Annotated in this window: 19 protein-coding genes and 1 riboswitch; of the genes, 14 read left to right on the plus strand and 5 right to left on the minus strand. The window is 43.5% G+C overall.

Annotated elements, in window-relative coordinates:
• The first annotated feature begins 40 nt into the window (after nucleotides 1-40).
• A complete protein-coding gene (locus tag B3K42_RS08900) occupies nucleotides 41-1057 on the plus strand; it encodes a tetratricopeptide repeat-containing diguanylate cyclase (protein ID WP_292598344.1) in 1017 nt (338 codons plus the stop codon).
• Between the two features lie 42 nt (nucleotides 1058-1099).
• Here B3K42_RS08900 and B3K42_RS08905 read toward each other — a convergent pair whose 3' ends face one another.
• From B3K42_RS08905 to B3K42_RS08915, 3 genes are all read right to left on the minus strand, one after another.
• Nucleotides 1100-1831 (minus strand): ABC transporter permease, encoded by a 732-nt coding sequence (locus tag B3K42_RS08905; protein ID WP_110991199.1) that lies wholly within the window; start codon nucleotides 1829-1831, stop codon nucleotides 1100-1102.
• Nucleotides 1828-2793: an ABC transporter ATP-binding protein gene (locus tag B3K42_RS08910; RefSeq protein ID WP_110991198.1), complete on the minus strand. Its 966-nt coding sequence runs from the start codon at nucleotides 2791-2793 to the stop codon at nucleotides 1828-1830. The genes B3K42_RS08905 and B3K42_RS08910 overlap by 4 nt, the downstream gene beginning before the upstream one ends.
• 100 nt (nucleotides 2794-2893) lie before the next feature.
• The gene (locus B3K42_RS08915; RefSeq protein ID WP_110991197.1) at nucleotides 2894-3259 is read right to left on the minus strand and encodes an ArsR/SmtB family transcription factor; all 366 of its coding nucleotides are present in this window, start codon (nucleotides 3257-3259) and stop codon (nucleotides 2894-2896) included.
• Between the two features lie 325 nt (nucleotides 3260-3584).
• Between B3K42_RS08915 and B3K42_RS08920 the strand changes: the two genes are divergently transcribed.
• Nucleotides 3585-3827 carry a hypothetical protein gene (locus B3K42_RS08920; protein WP_110991196.1) on the plus strand — a complete coding sequence of 81 codons (243 nt, stop codon included), beginning with the start codon at nucleotides 3585-3587 and terminating at the stop codon, nucleotides 3825-3827.
• On the plus strand, nucleotides 3814-4251 hold the full coding sequence (locus tag B3K42_RS08925) for a MarR family winged helix-turn-helix transcriptional regulator (RefSeq protein ID WP_110991195.1): 438 nt from the start codon (nucleotides 3814-3816) through the stop codon (nucleotides 4249-4251). Before B3K42_RS08920 ends, B3K42_RS08925 begins: the two co-directional genes overlap by 14 nt.
• 18 nt (nucleotides 4252-4269) lie before the next feature.
• Here the strand turns inward: B3K42_RS08925 and B3K42_RS08930 are convergent, their stop codons facing one another.
• Nucleotides 4270-5307: an anaerobic sulfatase maturase gene (locus B3K42_RS08930; protein ID WP_349680968.1), complete on the minus strand. Its 1038-nt coding sequence runs from the start codon at nucleotides 5305-5307 to the stop codon at nucleotides 4270-4272.
• Between B3K42_RS08930 and B3K42_RS08935 the strand changes: the two genes are divergently transcribed.
• The gene (locus B3K42_RS08935) at nucleotides 5288-5629 is read left to right on the plus strand and encodes a VOC family protein (protein WP_258367481.1); all 342 of its coding nucleotides are present in this window, start codon (nucleotides 5288-5290) and stop codon (nucleotides 5627-5629) included. The two genes, B3K42_RS08930 and B3K42_RS08935, sit on opposite strands and share 20 nt — an antisense overlap.
• Before the next feature lie 85 nt (nucleotides 5630-5714).
• On the opposite strand, the gene B3K42_RS08940 is transcribed toward B3K42_RS08935, so the two are convergent.
• Nucleotides 5715-7304 (minus strand): InlB B-repeat-containing protein, encoded by a 1590-nt coding sequence (locus B3K42_RS08940; protein ID WP_110991194.1) that lies wholly within the window; start codon nucleotides 7302-7304, stop codon nucleotides 5715-5717.
• A 730-nt stretch (nucleotides 7305-8034) separates the two neighbouring features.
• Here B3K42_RS08940 and B3K42_RS08945 point away from each other — a divergent pair.
• From B3K42_RS08945 to B3K42_RS08990, 10 genes are all read left to right on the plus strand, one after another.
• On the plus strand, nucleotides 8035-10137 hold the full coding sequence (locus B3K42_RS08945; RefSeq protein WP_110991193.1) for an SIR2 family protein: 2103 nt from the start codon (nucleotides 8035-8037) through the stop codon (nucleotides 10135-10137).
• Nucleotides 10137-12065, plus strand: coding sequence for an ABC transporter permease subunit (locus B3K42_RS08950; RefSeq protein ID WP_110991192.1), 1929 nt, complete (start codon nucleotides 10137-10139; stop codon nucleotides 12063-12065). Before B3K42_RS08945 ends, B3K42_RS08950 begins: the two co-directional genes overlap by 1 nt.
• A riboswitch (molybdenum cofactor riboswitch) is annotated at nucleotides 12056-12175 on the plus strand. Its footprint overlaps the gene before it by 10 nt.
• Nucleotides 12166-13560, plus strand: coding sequence for a sugar ABC transporter substrate-binding protein (locus B3K42_RS08955; protein ID WP_146227082.1), 1395 nt, complete (start codon nucleotides 12166-12168; stop codon nucleotides 13558-13560). It overlaps the preceding riboswitch by 10 nt.
• Entirely contained in the window at nucleotides 13557-15425 is a 1869-nt protein-coding gene (locus B3K42_RS08960) for a hypothetical protein (RefSeq protein WP_110991191.1), read from the plus strand. The genes B3K42_RS08955 and B3K42_RS08960 overlap by 4 nt, the downstream gene beginning before the upstream one ends.
• Nucleotides 15426-15713: 288 nt before the next feature.
• The gene (locus tag B3K42_RS08965) at nucleotides 15714-16655 is read left to right on the plus strand and encodes a sugar-binding transcriptional regulator (RefSeq protein WP_110991190.1); all 942 of its coding nucleotides are present in this window, start codon (nucleotides 15714-15716) and stop codon (nucleotides 16653-16655) included.
• 19 nt (nucleotides 16656-16674) lie between these two features.
• On the plus strand, nucleotides 16675-17586 hold the full coding sequence (locus B3K42_RS08970) for a substrate-binding domain-containing protein (protein ID WP_110991189.1): 912 nt from the start codon (nucleotides 16675-16677) through the stop codon (nucleotides 17584-17586).
• 97 nt (nucleotides 17587-17683) lie between these two features.
• On the plus strand, nucleotides 17684-19198 hold the full coding sequence (locus B3K42_RS08975) for a sugar ABC transporter ATP-binding protein (RefSeq protein WP_110991188.1): 1515 nt from the start codon (nucleotides 17684-17686) through the stop codon (nucleotides 19196-19198).
• On the plus strand, nucleotides 19199-20155 hold the full coding sequence (locus tag B3K42_RS08980) for an ABC transporter permease (protein WP_110991187.1): 957 nt from the start codon (nucleotides 19199-19201) through the stop codon (nucleotides 20153-20155).
• The gene (locus B3K42_RS08985; protein ID WP_181419132.1) at nucleotides 20136-21143 is read left to right on the plus strand and encodes an ABC transporter permease; all 1008 of its coding nucleotides are present in this window, start codon (nucleotides 20136-20138) and stop codon (nucleotides 21141-21143) included. Before B3K42_RS08980 ends, B3K42_RS08985 begins: the two co-directional genes overlap by 20 nt.
• Nucleotides 21140-22636: an FGGY-family carbohydrate kinase gene (locus B3K42_RS08990; RefSeq protein WP_110991185.1), complete on the plus strand. Its 1497-nt coding sequence runs from the start codon at nucleotides 21140-21142 to the stop codon at nucleotides 22634-22636. The genes B3K42_RS08985 and B3K42_RS08990 overlap by 4 nt, the downstream gene beginning before the upstream one ends.
• The last annotated feature ends 1 nt before the right edge of the window (nucleotide 22637 follow it).

The following is a 22637-nucleotide window of genomic DNA, read 5'->3' on the forward strand; positions in this document are numbered from 1 at the left end:
CTTCGATTAAGCACGGCTAGAAGTTCCCTTCTTCGCCTTCTTGGCACACAGCTACTTCAATCTCTCCGAAGTGCTGATCAGCGCGGAAAGGTATGACGAAGTTCCCGCGATCTTCAAGAAAACCGAACCTCTAGTCAAAGAAATCGAAGATCCTGCAGGGTCTGCTGAATTCGATTTTCTTAAGGCTCAGTACTACATGGGAACTGGCAACTATGCAAAGGCTCTGGAAAAAATCGAAAGTTATATAGAGTATCAGAAAGAGTCTGGAAGCATGTCGAAAGTGCCTAACGCATTAAGAAATAAGATTACGATCCATGAAGAGCTTGGAGAAGAGGGGCTGGCTCTCGAAACCTACAGGGAACTTGACCTCTTGTCCCAAAGAATTTACAGGGAAGCCTCCAGTGCCAGGGCCGCTGAGCTGGCGGCTTCATTCAGATTTCAGCAGAAGATGCGCGAAATACAGTTACTGAGCAATCAGAACTTAGAACTTCAGGAAGCAAAGACAACTATCGAAAAGCAATATGAAGAACTTCTCGAAATCGACAGCAAACTCAAGAAGGCCAATGAGTTGCTCGAGAAACAGGCCGAGATAGATCCATTGACCGGCCTCCTCAACCAGAAGAAGATGTATCCCATAACAGAAAGAGAGATAAATAGAGCCACACGATACGGGACTCCTCTATCCATGATCATGATAGATCTTGACAACTTCAAGAGCGTCAACGATACTTACGGTCACCTGCAGGGAGACATGCTTCTCAAGAATGTGGCGGGCATAATCAGGGCTTCTCTAAGAAAGGTTGACTTCGTTTTCAGGTATGGTGGGGAGGAATTTCTTATTCTTCTGCCCTCTAGCGATTTGCAAATGGCAAGTTTTACTGCAGATCGTCTCCGGGAGAAGCTGGCCGAGACCACAGATCCTAAGGTGACGATGAGCGCTGGTGTCTCCAGCTGGTCAGGTGAAGATGCGACTCAGTTCATTCAGAAGACCGACCACCTTCTGTATGAAGCGAAAGGCAGAGGAAAGAACAGAGTTGAATTTCAGAAAGGCTCTTGACAGAGTAATCGGTGCAACATCAACCGGAGAGAAACTAGGACACTAGTAAATCCACCTTTTCTCAATATTGCGCGTGCTTATTAGAAAGAGCAGTGCGGCAAAGCCCAGCAGTATAAAAATGCTCGCCAGAGGATCTATGATTCCATTTCTGTTTATCGCATGTTTAAGAGAATCGGCACCGTACGTCAGAGGAAGGACGAATGAAAATGGCCTCAGAAAAACCGGCAGATTCTCTATAGGGATGAAGAGACCACAAAGAAACATCATAGGAAAACGGAAGAAGTTAGAGAACGTCTGCGCCTCGAATACTTCGCTGACCGAAACCGCTATAAAAAGACCAAGAAAGGTCGAAGTCACGGCAATCAACAGAACGCTAACTGAAACCAGGAACCAGTTTATTCCAGATAGGTCGACAATCAAGAGGGCAAAAAGAACGGGAATGAAAGCGTTGATAATTCCGAAAAGTATCGCCCCAGTTGTTTTTGCAAGCATTAGAAGCTTGAGGCTTATGGGAGCGAGAAGCAAACGTTCAAATGACCTGCTTTTTCGTTCGAAAGTTATCGTAACTGCAAGCATCGATGTAGTCCCAAAGAGAACGGAGAGAGCCATAACCCCCGGCAATATGCCTCTTATGTCTACGGCGCTTCCCGATCGCACAAAGAACATGAGGGTCCATGAGATGGGAAACACAATTCCCCAGCTTATGTTTGGCGGCTTCAAATAGTAGTTCTTCATATCCTTCATAAGGATTGTCCAGTAGGCAACTCCGCTCATTTTTTCTTCCCTTCTTTCTCTGTCTTCATCTTTTCAACCTCGATTCCGGTTACTTTTACGAAGACCTCCTCGAGGGATGGTCTGACTATCTTCGCCTCATACACATCGACCCCACGGGAACCGAAGAAGCTCATAAACGGCATCAATTTTATTGATTCCAAAGAGGTTATTCTAAGAGTGTTACCAGGTCGGAGGTTTATAGTCACGTTGCTGAACTCTTCAATCAACTGCTTCTTGAGATCAACGGAATCACTTCCAAGAGTGAATTCAACAATATTTTCTCTCTGAGCTTCTTTCATCAGGTCGACCACGGTACCTATCTTTACAATTCTTCCCCCGACGATGAAACCAATCCTATCGCACAACCTTTCGGCCTCTTCTATGTAATGCGTGGTCAGAAAGATCGTGGTTCCCCGGTCGTTAAGTTCTCTTACCAAAGATCTTATCTGCCTTGCGCTTTCGACGTCGATGCCTGTAGTGGGTTCATCGAGGAAGAGAATCTCTGGATCGTGAATTAAGCCCGCGGCGATCGTGAGCTTTCTTTTCATCCCCTTCGAAAAAGCCTTGAACGGTCTCTTTCCTGTATTATCAAGGCCAAACTGCTTCAGCAGAGACCTCGCCTTTTCTTCTCTTTCAGACTTTATGACCCCATAGAGAGCCGAACAGAAGACAAGGTTCTCATAGCCGCTAAGATCATCGTAAAGGTTGCTCTCATCAGGAACAATCCCGATCAATCTCTGAACCTTCTTGATCTCTCTGATACCGTCTTTGCCTGCAATATCGATCCTTCCCGAAGTAGGTCTTGCCAGACCCGTGAGCATGTTTATCGTAGTAGTCTTTCCGGCTCCGTTAGGTCCAAGGAAACCGAATACCTCTCCCTTTTCAACCGAGAAGTCGATATTATTCACGGCAGTGAAGCCGTTGTAGTTCTTCGAAAGGCCCGAGACTTCAATAATTTCCAATGCGACTACCCCCCAAGCTTGTATATTTCACGCATTTCTCTATTGACTTATCCTGAGAAACCTAACCGCTTTCCCCACTGGAGTTTAAACCACCGCCAATCTATTCCTGCACAATTGCAATGCTGTTAGAGAGAAGAGTATCTGAAGATTCTTCACAAAGCTCAGCAAGTTGATTCGACAGCTCCTTCAACTTCCCTCTGTCCACAGAATAATGGGTGAAATATCCTTTCTTATGGCCCTTGACAAGATGAACGCTCCGAAGCACCTTAAGATGCTGAGAGACGGCTGGCTCGGAAATACCGAGTCTTCTTGAAAGAGCTCTAACGCAGAGCTCCCTCCGAAGAAGCAGCTTAATAATTTCATACCTTGTATTATCTGCAAGTGCCTTCAATACATCGATTTCGAGATTCACAAAAATGTTCTCTCCAATCCAATTAAGTGAATACTTAATTGGATCATAGTCCATTTTTTCTACTCTTTCAACTGGACCTCGCTTACAGTTTTCTCATTTCAGCTCATTTCCTCAAGTGCTTTCTTCTGGGGGGCGTGTTTTTCTATCGATTGTTGTCTTACGATAAAAAACTCTTCTCATTCATTTAATACTAATTATTATAATCATAATTATTATTAATATCAGTATTGAATGAAGAAGGTGAATCCGATATGAGTGACTGCCCATGCAGAAAAAGGAAGTGCGAGTTCCACGGTATATGCGACAGATGCCGGGAAAAACACGAAAGACTCGGGTCGCTTCCGGTCTGTGAAAGGAAGAGAAGGAGGAATCGGAGGAAATGAGAAAACTGATCAACCGCATCCTGTTGGCTGTGGCGCTTTCCCCGCTCGTACCAGCGGCCGTCACGCTTTTCCCGTGGGAAGCTTCAAAGCCAAATTGCGTCGGCTACTATTCTGTCTGCTCTTTTGCACCGTATAGCTCCATTATTCTTGCAGGGATTGCGTTTGCTACTCTTGGACTTGTTATAGCAACCAAGAGGCTGCTGAAGAGGTTTCTGAGGTTGTCCGATGATCTTCGATGACAAGATGGGAAGCCTATTCGAGAAAATCGCTTCGTTGCACATAAACCTCAGCAGAAATGCACGGCTTGCCCTGGAACCTCTGGGTATTACCTATCCGCAGTTCGGCGCACTGCTCGTTCTTTCAAGCCGCGGAGAGATGACCCAGAAGCAGCTCTCCTCATATCTCGAAACGGACACAACGAACACCATGGTGATATGTGTCGGACTGGAGAAGAAGCACCTTATAACGAGAGAACGGTCCTCTGAAGACAAGCGGGCAAACATCGTCTCGATAACGGCTAAGGGAAGAGAGATATTTCAAAAGTCAATGGCAGTGCTTGGAGAGATCTATGGTCCGATTGCCAATTCAATTTCGGAGAAGGAAAGAGATACGGTGAAACCAATCCTGGATAAGTTACTTGAATCACTGAACACACTTCGGTAAGATGAGTTCCGGACTCTTTCACTTTCTCGAACGATACTCTTCGGCAAGCTTTTTCATGTATGGATCTATATGGGAGAAGTATTTCTTCAGTCCGGGGCAAAGGTAGTTCAGTCCCGGTTCTCCATCTGGTGTTTTGACAAATCTGTTCTTCGGGCATTCTCCGTGACAGGCGAAAAGGTATTCGCACTTGTTGCAGTATTCCGGTAGCGTGGCAGCTTTCGAAACTCCAAAGACATTCTGTGATGTCGAAGTTACCATTTGGAGCAACCTCCGGTCCTTAATATTCCCAAGCCTGTGCTCGGGATAGACAAAGTGATCGCAGGAGTACAGGCTTCCATCGGCCTTCAGTGCAAGTGCCCTTCCGCAAGTTTCGGAAAAGATGCACAACGATGCCTCCATCCCGAGCCACTGGGCAAGAGCACACTCAAAGAGAAAGACAAAGACTTTGCCAATATCCTCCCTGTACCAGATATCGAAAACACCGTTGAGAAAACTTCCGTAGTCTTCAGGAACGACCGACCAATCAGCAACGAGCGAACCGTGCTTACCTGGCAGGGCTTCAGTAGAACCTGTAATCGGCATACTATTTTCGGGAATGAATGTAGTGGGCGAACTTCTGAATACCTTCGGTTCTGCGATAGGGATGAACTGCATTCTGGTTGAACCGGCTGTTTCCCTCAAAAAGCGATACACTTCTCCAGGATACTTCGCGTTTATTCTGTTAACCACGGTCAGGGTATTGAAGGGAATCTCGTATTTGTGCAAAAGCCTTATGGCCTTGAAGACCTTCTGGAAGGTCGGGTCACCACTCCTGGTCTTTCTGTAAACGTTATGCAGTCTCTCCGGCCCGTCGATGCTTATTCCAACGAGAAAGTTGTGTTCTTTGAGAAACGAACACCACTTTTCATCCAGCAGGGTTCCGTTTGTCTGGAGATTGTTGGCAATCTTCTTGCCGGAAGGACAGTAAAGCCTCTCGTAATCGACAACCTTTTTGAAGAAGTCGATTCCAAGTAGTGTGGGCTCCCCTCCCTGCCAGGTGAATACTATCTCTGTCAGCTCTCTTGAGAGAGCGAGAGTCTTCTACGAAGAGATTCTCGGGTTCGAACCGGACTTTTTTTACGAACAGACCAAATGGCAGTCCTATAAACTCGACGGAACGGCCGGCTTTGGGATAATCGAAACTCCGCGATTGAAGAGAATCAGGAATTCAGACATCTTGAACTTCCGAATCACCGGTGTCGAGGTGCTGTGGAATAGAATCAAAGACGCTGTGGAAGTCGATACTCCTCTCGAAACGACTCCCTACGAAATTCTGAAATTCGTCATCAGAGATCCAGACGGTTTTAGAATTGGTTTTGTTGAAAGGATAAAAGCCTGAGGATTCTCTCCTCAGGCTCTTTATCATGTGCACTGAAACTATGCCAACTAAAAAGATACGGTCTTGAAAAGAGAACTTCACTCTCTTAAGGCTGGTAGAAAGACGCAAAAAGAGTCACATCAAACTGCAAATCGCTTAAAGTAATAGTCGGATAACCACTGAAAAAACTCCCGCATGATTCATAGTACCAGCCACTAAACTCATATCCGGGATTAGGCTTGGCGCTGATAGTAGTGCTCGTCCCTTTTGGAAATTTGCCTCCGCCGCTTACTTGACCACCCTCCGGTGGCTCAGCTCTTAGGCTCACTGTAATTGTATCGGGCACATCCAGATCGAACTTCGCCGTAAAAGTGAAGCTGTTTTCCGTACTCGTTATTGGAAGCGTATGGGTATCCAGGAAGCTGGCAGTGTCAAGGGTGAAGCTTGGGGATCCGCTCATGTTCTCTTCACCGTAGTACCAGCCCTCAAAGGTGTAGGATTCATTCGGTGCGGCCAGGAATGAAACGGTCTGCCCATATTTGGCCGTTCCTCCGCCGCTCACCGTCCCACCTTCAGGAGGTTCTGCAACTGCGTTGAAACTGTATATTATATCTGCAAACGCCCCTAGTAAGGGGAGCGCGGTGTATGTAATGCCCTCAGTGTAGTAGTCATTTGCCGGGAAAGTGTAAGTAGCGCCTTGGCTTAGCTCTTCCCCACCGTAATACCACCCATCGAAATTGTAATGCTCTGAAGGGGTCGCCCCGACAGTCACATAGCTGCCGTACGGATACACTCCCGCGCCCCAGGTCTCACCGCCGTTAACCGGCGTCGATTCAATAGTAACGTCTAATTGCCACTGAGGAGCCGAAGGATCGAACCTCCCCTGTATGGTGTATTCCGTACAGGTAATGCATTCGGTGTGATTTAGGATTTCGACTGTGCTAACCTGATCAACGGCCTGATCACTAAACATATAGCCGTCTATCCACCATCCCGCAAAGCCATAACCGTCATTAGACAATGCGCTAAGATTTAGAGAATCACCGTAATTCACAGCGCCTCCTCCGGCCACTTCTCCACCTTCAGGAGGAACAGGCACAAGATTGAAGGTATATTCCATCGGATTGAATGATACCAAAAGACTTACATCGTTCAAAGCCTCGAAAGAGACGATGGGATCAGTGTATATAGGATCGTCACCGCTCTCCTCAAAACTCTCTTCTTCAGGTTCGTCGAGATACCATCCATTGAACGTATGGTGAATGGATGGTGTGGCCACTATCGTTACGAGATCTCCGTAGACGTATTCGCCGTCTCCGCTAAATTCTCCTCCATTCGGAGGATCGGCCGTGATCGAGATCTCTACCTTCACTGTAAAGAAGATGCTGTAAGTTAGGCTTTCCTTTCCATTAAGAGAGGTGACGAGTACCGTTGCGGTCCCGGGAAGCGTCTCGGCGTCCGTTATAACTATGTTGACCCCTTCAACTGCAGATACGGCCGTAACAGTGGGCGGTTCCGTAGTGCCCGCCGGAAGTACAACCAAATACAAGGTCTTCTTCGCACTGAATTCGGGTACTTCAACTCCGTTGTACATAAGCTTCTTTAAAGTGGCGTCGGCCGATTTCCAGAATGCCGGACAACCGGTAATCATTATAAGAAGCAGCAAGACCACAGCATACACATAAGCCTTTTTCATTCCTGTGCCTCCTCCATGAACAATAATTGGTAATCTTGTTAAGACCCAATATGTGATTTCCAATGACCTTTCATAATAACTGTAAGGAGAAATAACACGGCGAAAAATGCTGAGTAGAATACAGAGAGCGGCGTATTTCAGTCCTTGAACTCAGTCTAGCATTACGGCGTGAAAATACATTCAAATTTCGCCTCCTTGAGCGACTATATTTCATCCTATTTCAACCCGTGTAGTTTAAACTAATTGAATTCTAATGTATGTTTATTCCACAACCCTTATCTGAAAGTCAATTTAGTTCAATCACTTGAATAAAAAAACCATGGACAGCAAATCGGAAAGGCTTCCAAACTCAGTACTTAATAACAAAAGTTACACGATTAACACTTGATTAAGCTCGATTGATATTTGTGGAGTATATTTTGAACTACAATTGTTACCATCTCCATAGTGTAACTTAAAGGCATACTTTAATTGATCTAATATGAAATACCTGATTTTGATTCCTGGTTTACGTAATCTAGTGATCAATAGATTCAACTAAATATCAATCGACAGTATAAGGTCATTTCAGGTCAGGCCCAACGTTCAACTCAGTATGAGTCTCTATTGTCGGCTGTGCTCAAACACTAGCTGCAGCAATGGAGTATCATTTCATTAAGGAAGCTTTGCTCAGAAACGAGTTTCAATTTTTGAGTAAGACTTCTAGTGAGAAAAGACAGCAGGTGGAATAATGCTCTCAACAGACCATGTAGATATTCCGACAGAACTAATAAGGGCGCAGGAGGAAGAAAGGCTGGTGGTCTTCGCGGGTGCTGGTGTTTCGATGGCCTCGCCGTCAAACATACCCGGTTTTGTCGATCTCGCAAAGGCCGTCGCGAAAAGCTACGGCCAAAAATACTACGCAAAACAGCAGAGAGTGCAGCCTCCGGACGTCTTCCTCGGTAGTCTTGACTCGAAGAATGACAGACAAGGTGTCCACGAAATTGTGAAGCAGATAATGAGTGAACAAACTTCTAGGCCATCAAAGCTTCACAACCTTATTCCTCTTCTATTCAAAAGCGCCCGGGACCTCAAAATCGTAACTACAAATTACGACGCGCACTTTCTAACCGTCTTGAAGAATTATGGAGAGAGGTACGACGGCTTCGATATCTTCAAAGCGCCCGCTCTACCGAGAGGCAACGACTTCAGGGGAATAGTATATCTACATGGAAACGTGGAACAAGATTCGAGGTGGCTTGTAGTAACTAACAGGGACTTCGGAAGAGCTTACCTCACCGAAGGTTGGGCGAGGGACTTTCTTAGGGACCTGTACCTATCAAACTACACGGTTCTCTTCATAGGATACAGTCACAGAGATACCATAGTCGATTACCTCGCCAGAGGACTGGACATAAGGCAGTCGAACAGATACGCACTTGTCAGCGCGAACGATGCCGAGAGGTGGAAAGAGATTAACGTGATTCCCGTTTCTTATCCACTTACACCCGAAAAGAAGAAAGTTCATTACGAACTCCAAAAGGCTCTTGAAAACTGGACTTACCTTGCCAGTTCAGATCTGGAAACCCATACTGAAAGAATCAACCATATTGCTAGCAAGAAACCCGGCAAAGATCAGAAGGCTGACAGCTACCTTACATACTGTCTCAACCGTGAAGACCTTACTGAGGTCTTTTGTCGTTTCGCAGAGGACTTCGCATGGGTGGAATGGCTAGATTCGAAAGCGATGTTGGACAGCCTCTTTCGCGAGGAAGAGACTCTCACGGAGATCGAAAAGTCTCTCGCCCGCTGGTTCGTAAGAACCGCTTTCGAAAGCAGCAGCCAGGAACACCTGACTTTCTTGGCCTCCAGAAAATCATCCCTGAACCCATATCTGGTCTCTTCAATCGTGGAGCACATGGCAGACAATGATTTGAACATTCCCGATACCTGTCAGGCAGAATGGTTGAATCTGATCCTCAACAACTGGCACAAAGGGGAAACTCCAGGTCTCGCAATGCTGAAAGCCTTGAAGAAGGTCGATGTCACCACAAACTCATGGATAATCACAAAGGCCATTCAGAACTTCTTTTCTCTTTCTCAGACTGGGAAATCGGCGAAGCTTTCCCTCTTTCACAGGCAGTATGATCTTGAGCCTCTCGTCAAACCCGATTGCTTGAAGAAATTCTGGTTTGAGATCATTGAATCGAACCTTGACACTCTACACGAAGATATCCTTTCGATTCTCACTTCGCAGCTAATGAAGGCCGTCACAGACATGTCGGTAATTAACAGTTCTGTAAGAGAGTACGACAGCATCTGCAGCGCGAGAAAGACCATCGAAGAGAGCGAGCCGGAATCAAACCCGGAATGGCTTCATATCTATATAGATCTCGTACGTGATACCATCCTTTACTTGATAAAAACCGACAACAAAGCCAGGAACTTCTATTACGAATGGTGGAGGCGATCCAGGGCACCTATTCTGTGGCGTATGCTGCTGTATGCGGTCTCAAAAGACCACCACTGTACACACGAATACCGAACAGAAATCATTATCGACAGAAGTTGGCTGACCAATTCTGTTCTTAAGGAAGAGGTTTCCAGTATACTGATTGACTCCTTTTGCAGCGCATCCAAGTTTCAGCAAGAAAGTATTGTCGAAACCCTTAGGAAGGAAATCACCAATTCGGAGAGAATAGAAGATAAAGCGGTCAGACAGAGTTCGTACGCTTCAATTCTGGCTATTATCCTATCGATTGAAGAATCCGAAAGCGATTCTCCCGAGATTAAAAGATCGATCGAGAGTATTAAATCAACCCTCTTAGACAATACTAGTCGAGGCAACAATTGATGACTTTATTGCTAACTTTGCCGGCAATTCTTATAGTCATCTTGATTGGGTTCGTTCCAGTTTTCAAAGCTTTTTTGGACGCAAGTATAGTCGACGGACTTCTGAGCGTATCAAACTTTCAGTACATCATTCAGGACAATGGGTTTTTCTTTAGTCTTAAGATTTCTATCTTATGGGCTTTCTTGAACACAATTATTATCCTTTGTCTAGGTTTACTAATTGCTCACTTCCTAAACGAAATGAAAAGATGGAAGACGCTGTATCTTGCTTTGCTTGTACCTTGGGGGATACCGTTGTATATTGGAGTTCCAATATGGAGATCAATCATTCATCGCGGAAGCGGTTTTTCTCCACTCAATCTTATTGGACTCGACATCAATATGCTTACTGATCCGATGTCAGCATTCTTGTCAGCTCTCTTTGTTAGTGTCTGGTTCGGTCTTCCGATAACTGTTTTTGTGCTCTGGGGGGCGATGGCAACTATTCCAAAAGGACTTACTGACTCTGTTAAATTAGATGGCGGAACCAACACAACTCTCCTTTTCAATCTCTATCTTCCAACATTGAAACCTACTTTGGTTACAATGTTTGTTCTCAACTTCTTGAAATTCATGAAAGAGTTCTCTGTAGTCTTTTTGATGACAGATGGGGGTCCACCTTTAGTATCAGGCTTCACCAAAAGAAGTATCATAGGTGCTACAACAACTTTGGACATCTTCATTTACGATATTTTTATGGGAAGAAACGAAACCGGAATTGTCTCCGCATACTCTGTTCTAACTCTCTTGGTTGTTGCTTTCATGATGGTACTGTGGTTTCTTTCGAGTAGAGAAAAACCAAACCTGATATTCTTAATAACTATTACTCTTGTTGCTCATCTTGCAGTTGGAGGATGTTCAGGGCTTATTATTGGTCCTCTCTACTTATTGACATTTTATAGAAGAGGATGTTTTGCTCCAGTTCTTTTAGCAGATATTGCAACTAACCTGATAACGGTCCTTTCTCTGGGATTTCTCAAAGGGCTAAATCCAGCAACGATAGTATCCTTTCTTGTCTTCATGATCATTAGAAAACAAGCTGGAAGTCAAAGAGTCTTTCGAGGGAGTGAAAGGGCTTTCAAAATAATGAAGTATCTCTTGATCTCCGGAGTGATCATCGCTGCTTTACTACCTTTGGTTCATCTTCTATGGATAAGCCTTTCGGCTGTGTCTACAACTTTCATCGATTCTCCCCTACCAAAATTCCTTACTCTTGGCAACTTCAAAAGAGTTATGAAAGAAGAACGAATTCTACGGGTTTTTTTTAATACTCTTCTGGTTTCAGCACTAACGGGAATATTAACGCCTCTGCTGACTTTTCATTTGGCTTCATTTCTTAGGAAACATAGGGGGACTTTCTCTGACCTAATGATTGTTCTGCTAAATATGGCCGGTGTGATTGGTGGAATGCACACTCTTGTACCTCTATACAATCTCTTCAATTCTATCGGAATGATAGACAGCTATTTTCCGATAATACTTATATACTCAGCGCATGCAATACCATTCTCAGTATTCACAATCAGAACTTACTTATCTACTATCCCGGCAAGTCTTGAGGACCAAGCTCGAATTGATGGGCTTGGCTCAGTGGGATACAATTACCGAATTCTTCTTCCTCTATCAAAACCAGTTCTAACAACTTCATTCATTGTGGCTTTTCTAGGTGCATGGAATGGATTTCTCGTTCCGCTACTGTTCATTTTTTCAGATAGCAAATACACCATAGGTGTGAAACTGTATTCCTATGTTGGAAGTCTAGGCTCCGGTTATACCCAGTGGAATCTTTTCGGAGCTGCCGCAGTTATTAACTTGCTGATTATGGGTCTTGTGTTTTATACTTTTAGAGGACATCTTGGAAAGACACCTTTATCTGAACACTATGAATAGCCCTCCGAGCTCTCATTCCTAAGGCATCCCGCTATGGTTTTGAGCCGTTAGGGTATGGTTGGAAACGGCCATGCCTCCCGAATTTGGAAAGGAGGTAGACGTGAAGCTATTGAAGCTTCTGATTTGCTTTATTCTTTTGCCTACTGTGGCCTTCTCAATTCAGATCAATGTTAACGGCTCTTCTTGGAAGACCTGGGATGATTCTTTGCAGCAGTTCGCCTACGAAAGCTCATATGGGAAAATTATCCCCATGTCAGATGTTGTACCTATTCTAGTTCAAGAAGCAGATACTCTGAGAGTTACTGCTGCAAATGGAATTCTGGAAGTAGTAGATCCCAACAGTAATCTCATTCTGAAAGAAGGTGAATGGTTACTTGAAGGACACGAAACTCTCGGAGAGATCCTTTCGGTAGAAATAGAAGGAGAGATTCTCGATTCGCGTTCAATAGAAATTTGGCTTGATTGGGAAGGAATCTCCGCACTGAAATCAATTATTGCAAGGTTTGGCGAACTGCATCAGATAGAAATCAACGTTCAAGAAGTCCCGAAAGCTGCGAGCAAACTGAGAGCAATAGTAAGAGCGGGCGGACGAGTTCCCGACATCGTAATGGTAAGTTCAAGCGACATTTATGATCTTGTTTGGGAAGACGCCGTTCAACCTCTTGATTACATTGACCCAATTAATCTTTCGGGAAGAAATTCATTTACTTATAATGAAAGACTTTGGGCTATTCCATTTTATGCAGATACCCAGCTCGCTCTGTTCAACAGAAAAGTCGTAGAAAACATCGATGGCAACTGGACGCTTGAAGAATTCGAATCAATTTCGCAGAATCTTGGTGAACTTGCCGCAGGCTGGAATATCTATTCAGCGTACTGGTTTGTTCCTTTTCAACTGGGATTTGGAAAGAGTTCCTTAATAGAAGATGGTGAATTAATCATAACCGATCAACCAACGATAAGTGCCCTTGCGTACCTTGTTGACAAAGTTAGGGACGGAACATTCCGAACCTTGGAGAGAGATGCAATGGTAAGCCTATTTGCAGCCGGAAAAACAGGAATTATTCTATCTGGTTCATACATGATTCCTCAGCTGGAAGAGATCGATCTTGATTATGGAATAGTACCCTTCCCTTTTCCGCTTCGCCCGCTGCTTGATTACAAAGGGTTTTCAATTGCGAAGAAAACTAGATCCCCAATTCTAGCAAGACAAATCATAGAACATTTGACGTCGGTGAAGATTCAGCAGATATTTTGCGAAAACACTTACAAGATTCCTGCAAACCAGTCAGCTTTGAAAATCATTGATCTCCCTGAGGGTATGAAGAGAAGTATGGAAAACGGATATCCAATTCCATGTAGTCCGCTTTACGGACTGTACAAGAACACTATGTGGAAGCTTCTCAATCTCGCTCTTTCTGGGAAGATGGAAGTAGGAGCCGTGCTTGAAAGTGGCCAAGAAATCATTTATGAAAATTATGAAGGTATGGAATGAGGAAGTTCCTTATGTTGCTACTAACCGTGTTTATCTCAGCTTCTACAATGCTTTCAATAACAGTTTCGAGAGTTGGTAATGACAATACGTTTGCTTTTGAAAGAAACGATTTCCCTAAAGTGATTTTTACCGTCAGGTACGAAGGAATAGCGTTGGATGGCGGGCCAAACTGGGGAGAACAAATTCGTTTCGAGGGGATTCCCGTAGTCTCTATCTTGGAATACTTAGGTGGAATGTCAGAAGGTGAATTTCTAGAGGTTGTAGCTTCCGATGGATATTCAAAGGTATTTCCATTTGAGGCAATCTATGGGGGTACCCCACTTGGAAAACCCTTTATTGGTTATACAGACGAAAGACCTTATTTTGTATTCAATGGTAACGATGGAGAGGTGTCAAATAAAGATATGCTAAATGCACTCGGCGAAGAATTTTCTCACTACAAGGGGGAAAAGCCTTCGGCCAAGGGTCTTCTCATGAAAGACGTATTCCAGCTTATTATAAGTTCCAGTGACTCAGGTTTTCCCGAATCCAGAACTGTTGATGTCTCATTTGAAGAAACTCGATGGGAGATTGCTGTGCGTGGAATGACTGAAAGCAAATTCACTTCAAGCGACTTCGACAAAATGAAGGGTGATTCATCATTATTCAACACTATAGATATAGAAAGAAAGGAATCAATTTCCTCCTACAGTGCTGTTCCTCTGGGAGTAGTAATCTACAGTTCATCACATGGTCCTTCTGACTGGAGCCTTTCTAAGAGTCTCTGGGATACCGGTTACGATATAACTCTCGTAGCAGAAGACGGATACTCGGTAACCTTCAACACTTCAGAAGTTTCCTTTGACAGTATCTACTTAACCGATGAAGTTGATGGCATCTTGCATGAACCATCAGTCGTAGGAGAGATATCGGGAAATCTGTGGGTGAAAAAACTCTCCATGATCGAAATGGAAGTGAAAGTCGTTGATGAACGGAGAGAGAACTACCGCCTTACTGTTCGTTCAGCAGAAAAGGAGAAGGAGTTCTCAATTGCTGATCTTGAAAGCAATCGGTACTACATTGAGGACTATGGACAGTACACAACGTTGGCTGGAAGCGTTAGGGGAGCAATTTACGGAGGAGTCTCTATGAAGTCATTAATTTCAGAAGTGGTAGAACTCAACCCCGAGTCCACGATAAAAATAACAGCTGTTGACGGTTATGAAATGATTTACTCAGCGAGAGATATTCTGAACGAAGAAGAAGGTATCTGGATAATTGCTTTAAAACAGGACGGTGAATACTTGCCGGAAGACCCTGGATATCTCAGGACAATAAAGGTTGGCCCAAGTCGCCCAAATATTGACGGACATTCATCTATCTCTATGGTAAGCGATATAGAGATTGTCAATAAAGAGTATTCTGATTACACCCTGAAGATCACTGGCTTCATCGAATTTCTGCTGGACAGATCAACTATTGACTCAGGAGTAAGCTGTCATAAGCAAAATGTAGTTTACACAAATAAAGGCGAAGATTTTTCCTACTCTGGAATACCTCTCTGGCTTCTATTTGCCTTTTCTGACGATCCTGACTATGCCCCGCACATGCAGGATAGCTCGATAATCTCTTACAACTCTTCTCTAGCTGAAAAGGGTTACAAAGTGGAGATAATTGCAGAAGATGGGTTCGCTATTACACTTGATTCTAAAGAGCTCCACATGAACAATGGAGTTATCCTCGCAACAACCAAGAACAATGAAGAACTACCTGAGGATGAATGGCCGCTAGTTCTTGTTTGGGACAAAACAATTGTACCGCCCGAAGGAATAAAATCAGTAAAGAAAGTGGCACAAATAAATCTGCTGGTCGGCAAGTATCAATAATCACTATTGGATCATAGGGACAGTGTTATCACTTGGATTTCACTGTCCCAATTATTACCTTAAAAGATTACATACGATGCGGTTGCTTCACAAGACATCTTCTGTTACTTAATCCTCAATACAATTCTCTTTGAGAACACCTATCTCCAACAGCTGCCAAAAATTAAGAATTTCTCCATTAATTGCATATGCAAGCCTTAGATTAAGCATAATACATCCTAATCGCTTTAGGATAATTCTTAGAGGGGATTCTATAATCATTAAATAAATGCCCATTGAGGTGAGCAAATGCCCGAATACGATATGATGATTCGTGTCACATGGATGTACTACTGTGAAGACAAGACACAAAGCGAAATCAGCTCTATCCTGAAGGTGTCACGGCAGAAGGTGCAGAGACTTCTGAGAAAAGCAAAGGAACAGGGCTTGGTTCAGGTAAAAATCCTGAATTCTGTTCATAACTTGCTCTCAGTTGAGGGAAAGCTGAGAAAGGTATTTTCGATTCACGATGCTGTAGTTGTACCTACCGCCGAAGATGGCGAAGAACTCAGGAGAAGTCTTGCTCGCGCTGCAGCCAATTACCTGTCTCCTCAGCTCGAGAAGATAAGCATTCTTGGTTTGGGAAACGGGGCGACTCTTAGTCACCTTCCGAATTATTTCGATCCATCAATTACATTCAAGAAGAATTTCAAGGTGGTCTCTCTACTGGGAAATTTGCTTAGGAATTACTCTTCGAACCCCACGAGCATTGGGATGAAGTTTTCGGATAGATTTGGAGTTCCTTATTATGGTCTTTGGGTCCCTTACAAACTCGACACAGTAGATGCAGTAGATACCGTGGTGAAACAGAAGGCCGTGTCTGAAGTACTTGAAATTATTAAGAAGGTTGAAATTTCGGTAGTAGGAATAGGTAGCACCGTAAACAGAAACTTGAACAGCGGCATTGTAAATGAGGCGGAGATGAAATTGCTTAAATCAATGGGTGCGGTAGGAGATATTCTTGGAAGATGGTTCAACATTGAGGGCAAATTTGTCTATGAAGAACTAAACAGGAGAGTTATTGGCGCAGATGTCAAGACACCAGGAAAGGCTATTGGAGTGGCTGGAGGCATCGAAAAAGCCGAGGCGATTCAGGGCGCACTCGAAGGAAATCTAATAGATGTACTTGTAACTGATGAAAGCACTGCCGATACAATCCTTGAGAACAAATCTAGATTGAGTTCCAAATAATCCGAAAGGGGGCAATGAAATGAAAACAAGAACTTTGCTAGTGATTGCTGTCGTGTTAATGCTGTCTGCTGTAATGTTCGCAAATGCACCATTGATTGGAATCTCTGTTATCGGTACAGAGCATGATTGGGATATTCAGGCCTACAATGGAGCAATTGCAAAGGCAAAAGAACTAGGTGCTGAGGTCATTGCATTCGATGGTGAAAGAAGACCTGAGAAGATGCTGAACGATGTAAAGACCTTGATCTCGAGAGATGTAGATGTTCTGATCGTCATTCTGGGATATCGAGATGTAATTGAGCCTGAACTGAAGATCGCAAGAGAAAAAGGTATTAAGGTAGTTACAGCAGATTTTCAGTCTGTCTACAGTCAGTGTAATGTTTCAACAAACAACATGACTGCAATGGTTGAGCTTGTTTTGAGAATGGTAGCTGACCTAAAAGGTGAAGGCGAAGTTGGAATTTTCTTCAGACCGGGCAGTCCAATCGCCGAATTGAGAAAGAAATGCTTCGATTTGGTTTTGAGCGAATATCCAAACATCAAAGTGGTAGCCGAAGAAGCTTACGTTGTTCCGGGAACAGTTCCTGACGCTTACAACAAAACAAAAGACATGTTGAGAGCCAATCCAGAGATAGATGCTTTCTGGTCGCTCTTCGATCAGCCAATGATAGGGGCTGCACAAGCAATCGATGATATGGGAAGTCAATATCATGCCAAGTGCTATGGCTTCGATGGAGATCCTACTGCTCTGAAAATGATTGCTGATACTAACTCCTCCTTTGTAGCTACAGTAGCACAGCAGCCCTACAAAATAGGAGAAACCTGTGCGGAAGTCGCAATGGACCTCCTTGCTGGAAAGGAAATTCCAGTCCTCAGATTTGTTGATCACATTTTGGTTACTACAGAAAATGTAAAGGATCTTCTAAAGTAGGTTAATTCTTCAAGTAGTCTGCTCTCAGTTTTTAAGGAAAGGCCCCGTCTGAAATCGACGACGGGGCCCAATATTAAGAGAACATTGAGGTGTCGAAATGAATGAATCATTACTCAATATGAAAGGAATCACAAAGAGATTTCCAGGTATTCTTGCCTTGGACTCGGTAGACTTCGATGTTCCAAAGGGCGAAATAAGAGCCATAGTTGGGAAGAACGGCGCAGGCAAATCCACGCTAATCAAGATCCTAACGGGAATCTATACTCCTGATTCTGGGAGTGTTGAAATCGAGGGAAAGCATTTCAGCCATATAACACCAGATGTTATGTATTCTGAAGGAATCCAAGCAATCTATCAGGAGAACGATTTGGTCTCATACTTCACTGTCGGAGAGTCGATAATGCTCAACAACGAATCCCGAGGCACAGTGAGGGCATTCATTGACAGGAGAGACATGAATGAAAAGGCACATCAATTGCTTCTAGGAAAGATAGGCATAGACATTGATCCAAGAAAACTTATAAGAGATCTCAGCGTTTCTGAGAAACAGTTAGTTCAGATTGCAAAAGCACTTGTAAGAGAACCAAAGATAATGATATTCGATGAGCCAACAGCTCCCCTCTCAGCTAAAGAAATTGATAAACTTTTCGAAATCATCCGTGGGCTTCGATCTCACGGAATAACAATCATATATATTAGTCACAGATTTGAAGAGATATTTGAGATAGCCGATTCAATAACGATAATGCGTGATGGAAAGAAAATCGTTGATCTCAATCTTAAAGAAACCAATGAGGACGAGATTATTAGCCATATGACGGGTGGAAATATGCAGGTTGCTAGTAGAAGTGAAGGAGAAAAGAGAAGGGTATCCGACGAAATCACGCTTGAAGTTGAGAATCTAGAAAGCGAAAGAGTCAACAAGATCTCCTTTTCGCTCTATAAAGGTGAAGTTCTTGGACTCTTCGGTGCCGAGGGAGCAGGTCAAGTTGAATTGGTTCGAGCATTCTACGGTTTGCTACCAAAAAAAGGAAAAATCAAGCTGAACGGTAAGGAAACACACATAAGGAAGCCAACCGACGCAATAAGGAAAGGAATCGGATATGTTCCTAGAGATAGAAAGGAAGAAAGCTTGGTTAGGACATTTACACTAGCGGAAAACGTAACTCTTTCTCACCTAAATGCATTTTCCCCAGGCGGTTTTGTAAACAAAAAATCCGAATTAGAAATGGCAGATCAGATGATAAAAGATTTGGCGATAAGTACGCGAAGCGCGAAAACAGTAGTAAGCTTCCTCAGTGGTGGTAATCAGCAAAAGGTTGCGATTGCAAGATGGCTAGCATTTCCTCTCAAGATTCTAATACTTGATTATCCAACTATGGGGGTTGATGTTCAGGCCAAACTGGAAATCTATCGTCTTCTAAAGAAGATATCTTCCGAAGGAACATCGATAATAATAATCACCCCAGAATATGAGGAGATCAAGATGCTTTGCGATAGAGTAATGATTCTGAAGGATGGGCAACACAGAGCCACTCTTGATGTGAAAGACATCGATGAAGATATCCTTCTGAAGCATGCTATCGGATCATCCGGAAGTGTGGTGTCATAAATGGAAAACGCATTGAGAATCACAAAATTCAAGAGCTACATCACTTTGGGAATATTCTCTTCAGTAATAATTTATCTGATCATCGCATCCCCGGGATTCTTGAGATTCGACAATCTAATGAACGTAATTGTCTCTGCCACTTTTGTAGCAATACCGGCTATGGGGCTTGGAACAATTATGTTATCAGGATCATTTGATCTCTCTTTTGTAGGAATAATTGGGGTCGTATCAGTAACGTCTATCAGAATGGTTCACGCTGAAATACCAATTCCAGTTGTGTTGATAACAGCACTAGCAATTGCTTTGGGATTTGAACTGGCAAACGCTTTCCTAATAATCAAATTGAAGATACATCCTTGGTTGACCACAATATCAACAATGTTAGCCGCTCTCGGTCTTGAGAAAGCTATAAGCAAGGCTTACTTTCTGACAACTTCGCATTCGTTCTTTCAAACAATCAGATTTGAGAGCTTTCTAGGAGTTCCTTTGCCTGTATGGATTCTTGGCCTGTCTTTTCTAATGATGTACTTGCTCGTTCACAAAACTGCGTTTGGTATGCATCTATATGCTGTGGGAGGGAATGAGGTAGCTGCAAGAAAGGCCGGTCTCAAGGTTGAAAGGTTACGTTTCAGTTCCTTCGCAGCAATGGGGGTATGCATTTGGATTGTCTCACTTGTTTACCTGTCACAGCTTTCAGGTTATACTCCAGAAGCTGCGTACACTAATTTGAATGAAGTGATACTGTCAGTGTTTTTCGGAATGTCGATTTCTAGAAAAAACGTCATAACTATTCCGGGAGCTGTTGTAGGTGCTCTTTTCGTGGCACTCTTGGCAAATGGACTTGCACTGTCAGGTGTCAGCTCATACTGGATAAAACTCATAGAGGGTTGTCTAGTGATTGTCGTAGTCATAACAAATGCTATGGGGAGTGGTGAAATTGTCCAACTCGAAAAGTAGTGTGATATCAACCAGCAGTACTACGTCCCGGAAAGCTATTGATTTTCTGGTAAATGGAAGCATAATAATCGGATTTGTTGGTGTTGTGATCTTCTTTGCTATAACGAGTAGCGCATTTTTCAAGTGGGACAACATTTCCGACATTCTTCTGAGACTTTCTATAACAACACCAGCTGCATATGGGGTAATGCTCGCACTTGTAGCAAAGGGTATTGATCTTACTCCAGGAACAACAATGGGGCTTGTCGGAATTACTGTCGCAAGCGGCGTTGCAGCCGGAATGAGTTTTGGTCTTTCAATACTTCTCGCGGTCCTGGTTGGAGTTGCTGTCGGACTAGTAAATGCTTTCTTAATTGCAAAAGCCAATCTGAATCCGTTTATAGCAACTATATCTGTGCTATTTATTGGCAACAGTATAGAAAAGAGTGTCACAAGGGGAGGGCTCCCAGTCTATCTTTATCCCGCCCCTCCTGCTCTCAATCAAATATATCGCGGTAGCACTCTCGGAATCCCAAATCCGATTTTGATTCTCATAATACTTACCTTGTTGCTCTATCTGTTTCTTGAGAAGAGCAAATATGGAAGAAGACTTTATGCATGTGGGGAGAGTATTAAGGCCTCAAGAGCTTCCGGCATTCCTGTAAGGCTTTACTATGGAGCTGCTTATTTTATTAGTGCTTTGTGTGCAACTATAGGCGGAATAATTCTCTGCTCTCAGATACGTTCAGGTCAGCCACTCGTTGGTCATTCCTACATGTGGGACGCCATCGGTGCCGCGTACTTGAGTACAATAATGTCAAGAAGGAACTTCAGACCAAATGTATTTGGAACGCTTTTTGGTGCAGTTGTCATGGCTACAGTCGCAAATGGCCTTACATTGATGGGACTCGCTTTCTACTGGAAAGAGTTTGCCAAGGGTCTGATTATTTTGATCATGCTACTTGTTTCTGTCATGAAGAAGCGCTATGAAAGGAGCCGCCTGTTTTGAGTAGCTCAACGCTAACAATAGATGTTAGTACAGGTGGGATTCATTTATGCATCGTTGATAAGAGGATGCAGATTGTCCACAAAGAATACAAGGAGTTTGAGTACTTGACGTCAGAGATTCCTGGCGCAAAGGAAATTGATACTGATACCCTGTGGGCGTTGCTAGTTCAAATGATGCGAAGTCTACGATTTAGGCCAGACCTTACAGCAGGAATTTCTGAGATCGCAGTTACAAGCCAGCGTGAAGGCTGCGTCTTTTTGGATAGAGAAGATCGAGTCTTGTCTGCCTGTCCTAACATTGATTCGAGGGCATCTAAAATTGCTAGATCACTTCCTAGAAGCACTAAAGAGGAAATCTACGATATAACTGGCCATTGGCCGGACTGCTACTTTCCGGCCATGCGGCTTCTTTGGTTCAAGCACGAAGCGCCTTCAACGTATACAAAGATCAGCCGATTCATGATGCTTAACGAATGGATTGTATATAAGTTGCTCGGAAAGAATAAGGATGAATCTGTGTCTGAGGAGACAAATGCTTCGGAGTCAATGCTTTTTGACGTGCGAAAGAGAACTTGGTCGCATCAAATCATCGAATTACTTGAGCTTTCACATCTTCGGCTTGCAAGAATCGAAAAGCCAGGTACAATCGTCGGATCGGTTAGCAGTTCACTAGCCCAAGAAATCGGAATCTCAGAAAGTGTTGATGTCAAGATTTCTATGGCCGATACTCAGTCAGCAGTTCTTGGGTCGGGCGGATTTGAACCCGGAGACGTTGTAATTGTTAATGGTTCCACGACTCCTGTACAGCTAGTTACAGATTCCCCCATATTGGATAGTCAGCGTAGGACGTGGACTTGTCCGTATCTACCTGATCTCTGGACACTTGAGAGTAACTGCAGAAAGACAGGTCTAATGTTCAGAAAGATTAAGAATGATCTCGAAGAATTGGTTTCACAGTTCGATGACAGTCTATCTCTTTCCAGCGAACAGCTAGATGATGTTATCTCAATCAATGCAGACAGATCATTTGACACAATGGCTTTTCTTGGCCCTGGGATATTTGACGTGTCACGGGGCAAAGATCTCCCGATCTCTCTCTCCTTTTACGATGAGCGAGTCAATATCTTCAGTGCAATTCTGACAGGATACATAGAGAACCTGACCTTTGCAATAAAAGCGAACATAGAACAGCTGAAGGAGATATCAAGCATTAGCCTAAGGCGAATCATACTAACAGGAGGAGCATCAAAGAATAGCTTACTAAGAGTTATCCTTCCGAGAATATTGAGAGAAAACGAATTATTAATTACTGACAACCTCGATACTACTTCATTAGGTGCTTCAATAATTGGCAAAGAGAAGAACTCTGAAATTGAAAAAGCCTTATTGAGTTCACTACGTAGACTTCCCTCAAATGAGGATATGGGCGACTTCTACAATAAGAAATTCAAAATATGGAAACAATGGTACTCAAAGATGATTAGCATAACATGAC

The organism is Mesotoga sp. UBA6090 (assembly GCF_002435945.1).
Lineage (GTDB): Bacteria > Thermotogota > Thermotogae > Petrotogales > Kosmotogaceae > Mesotoga.

Excerpts from the sequence above, each read along its gene's own strand:
- B3K42_RS08905 (WP_110991199.1), bottom strand. The coding sequence starts at position 1,831 with ATGAGCGGAGTTGCCTACTGGACAATCCTTATGAAGGATATGAAGAAC.
- B3K42_RS08915 (WP_110991197.1), bottom strand. The coding sequence starts at position 3,259 with ATGGACTATGATCCAATTAAGTATTCACTTAATTGGATTGGAGAGAAC.
- B3K42_RS08920 (WP_110991196.1), top strand. The coding sequence starts at position 3,585 with ATGAGAAAACTGATCAACCGCATCCTGTTGGCTGTGGCGCTTTCCCCG.
- B3K42_RS08925 (WP_110991195.1), top strand. The coding sequence starts at position 3,814 with ATGATCTTCGATGACAAGATGGGAAGCCTATTCGAGAAAATCGCTTCG.
- B3K42_RS08940 (WP_110991194.1), bottom strand. The coding sequence starts at position 7,304 with ATGAAAAAGGCTTATGTGTATGCTGTGGTCTTGCTGCTTCTTATAATG.
- B3K42_RS08945 (WP_110991193.1), top strand. The coding sequence starts at position 8,035 with ATGCTCTCAACAGACCATGTAGATATTCCGACAGAACTAATAAGGGCG.
- B3K42_RS08950 (WP_110991192.1), top strand. The coding sequence starts at position 10,137 with ATGACTTTATTGCTAACTTTGCCGGCAATTCTTATAGTCATCTTGATT.
- B3K42_RS08960 (WP_110991191.1), top strand. The coding sequence starts at position 13,557 with ATGAGGAAGTTCCTTATGTTGCTACTAACCGTGTTTATCTCAGCTTCT.
- B3K42_RS08965 (WP_110991190.1), top strand. The coding sequence starts at position 15,714 with ATGCCCGAATACGATATGATGATTCGTGTCACATGGATGTACTACTGT.
- B3K42_RS08970 (WP_110991189.1), top strand. The coding sequence starts at position 16,675 with ATGAAAACAAGAACTTTGCTAGTGATTGCTGTCGTGTTAATGCTGTCT.
- B3K42_RS08975 (WP_110991188.1), top strand. The coding sequence starts at position 17,684 with ATGAATGAATCATTACTCAATATGAAAGGAATCACAAAGAGATTTCCA.
- B3K42_RS08980 (WP_110991187.1), top strand. The coding sequence starts at position 19,199 with ATGGAAAACGCATTGAGAATCACAAAATTCAAGAGCTACATCACTTTG.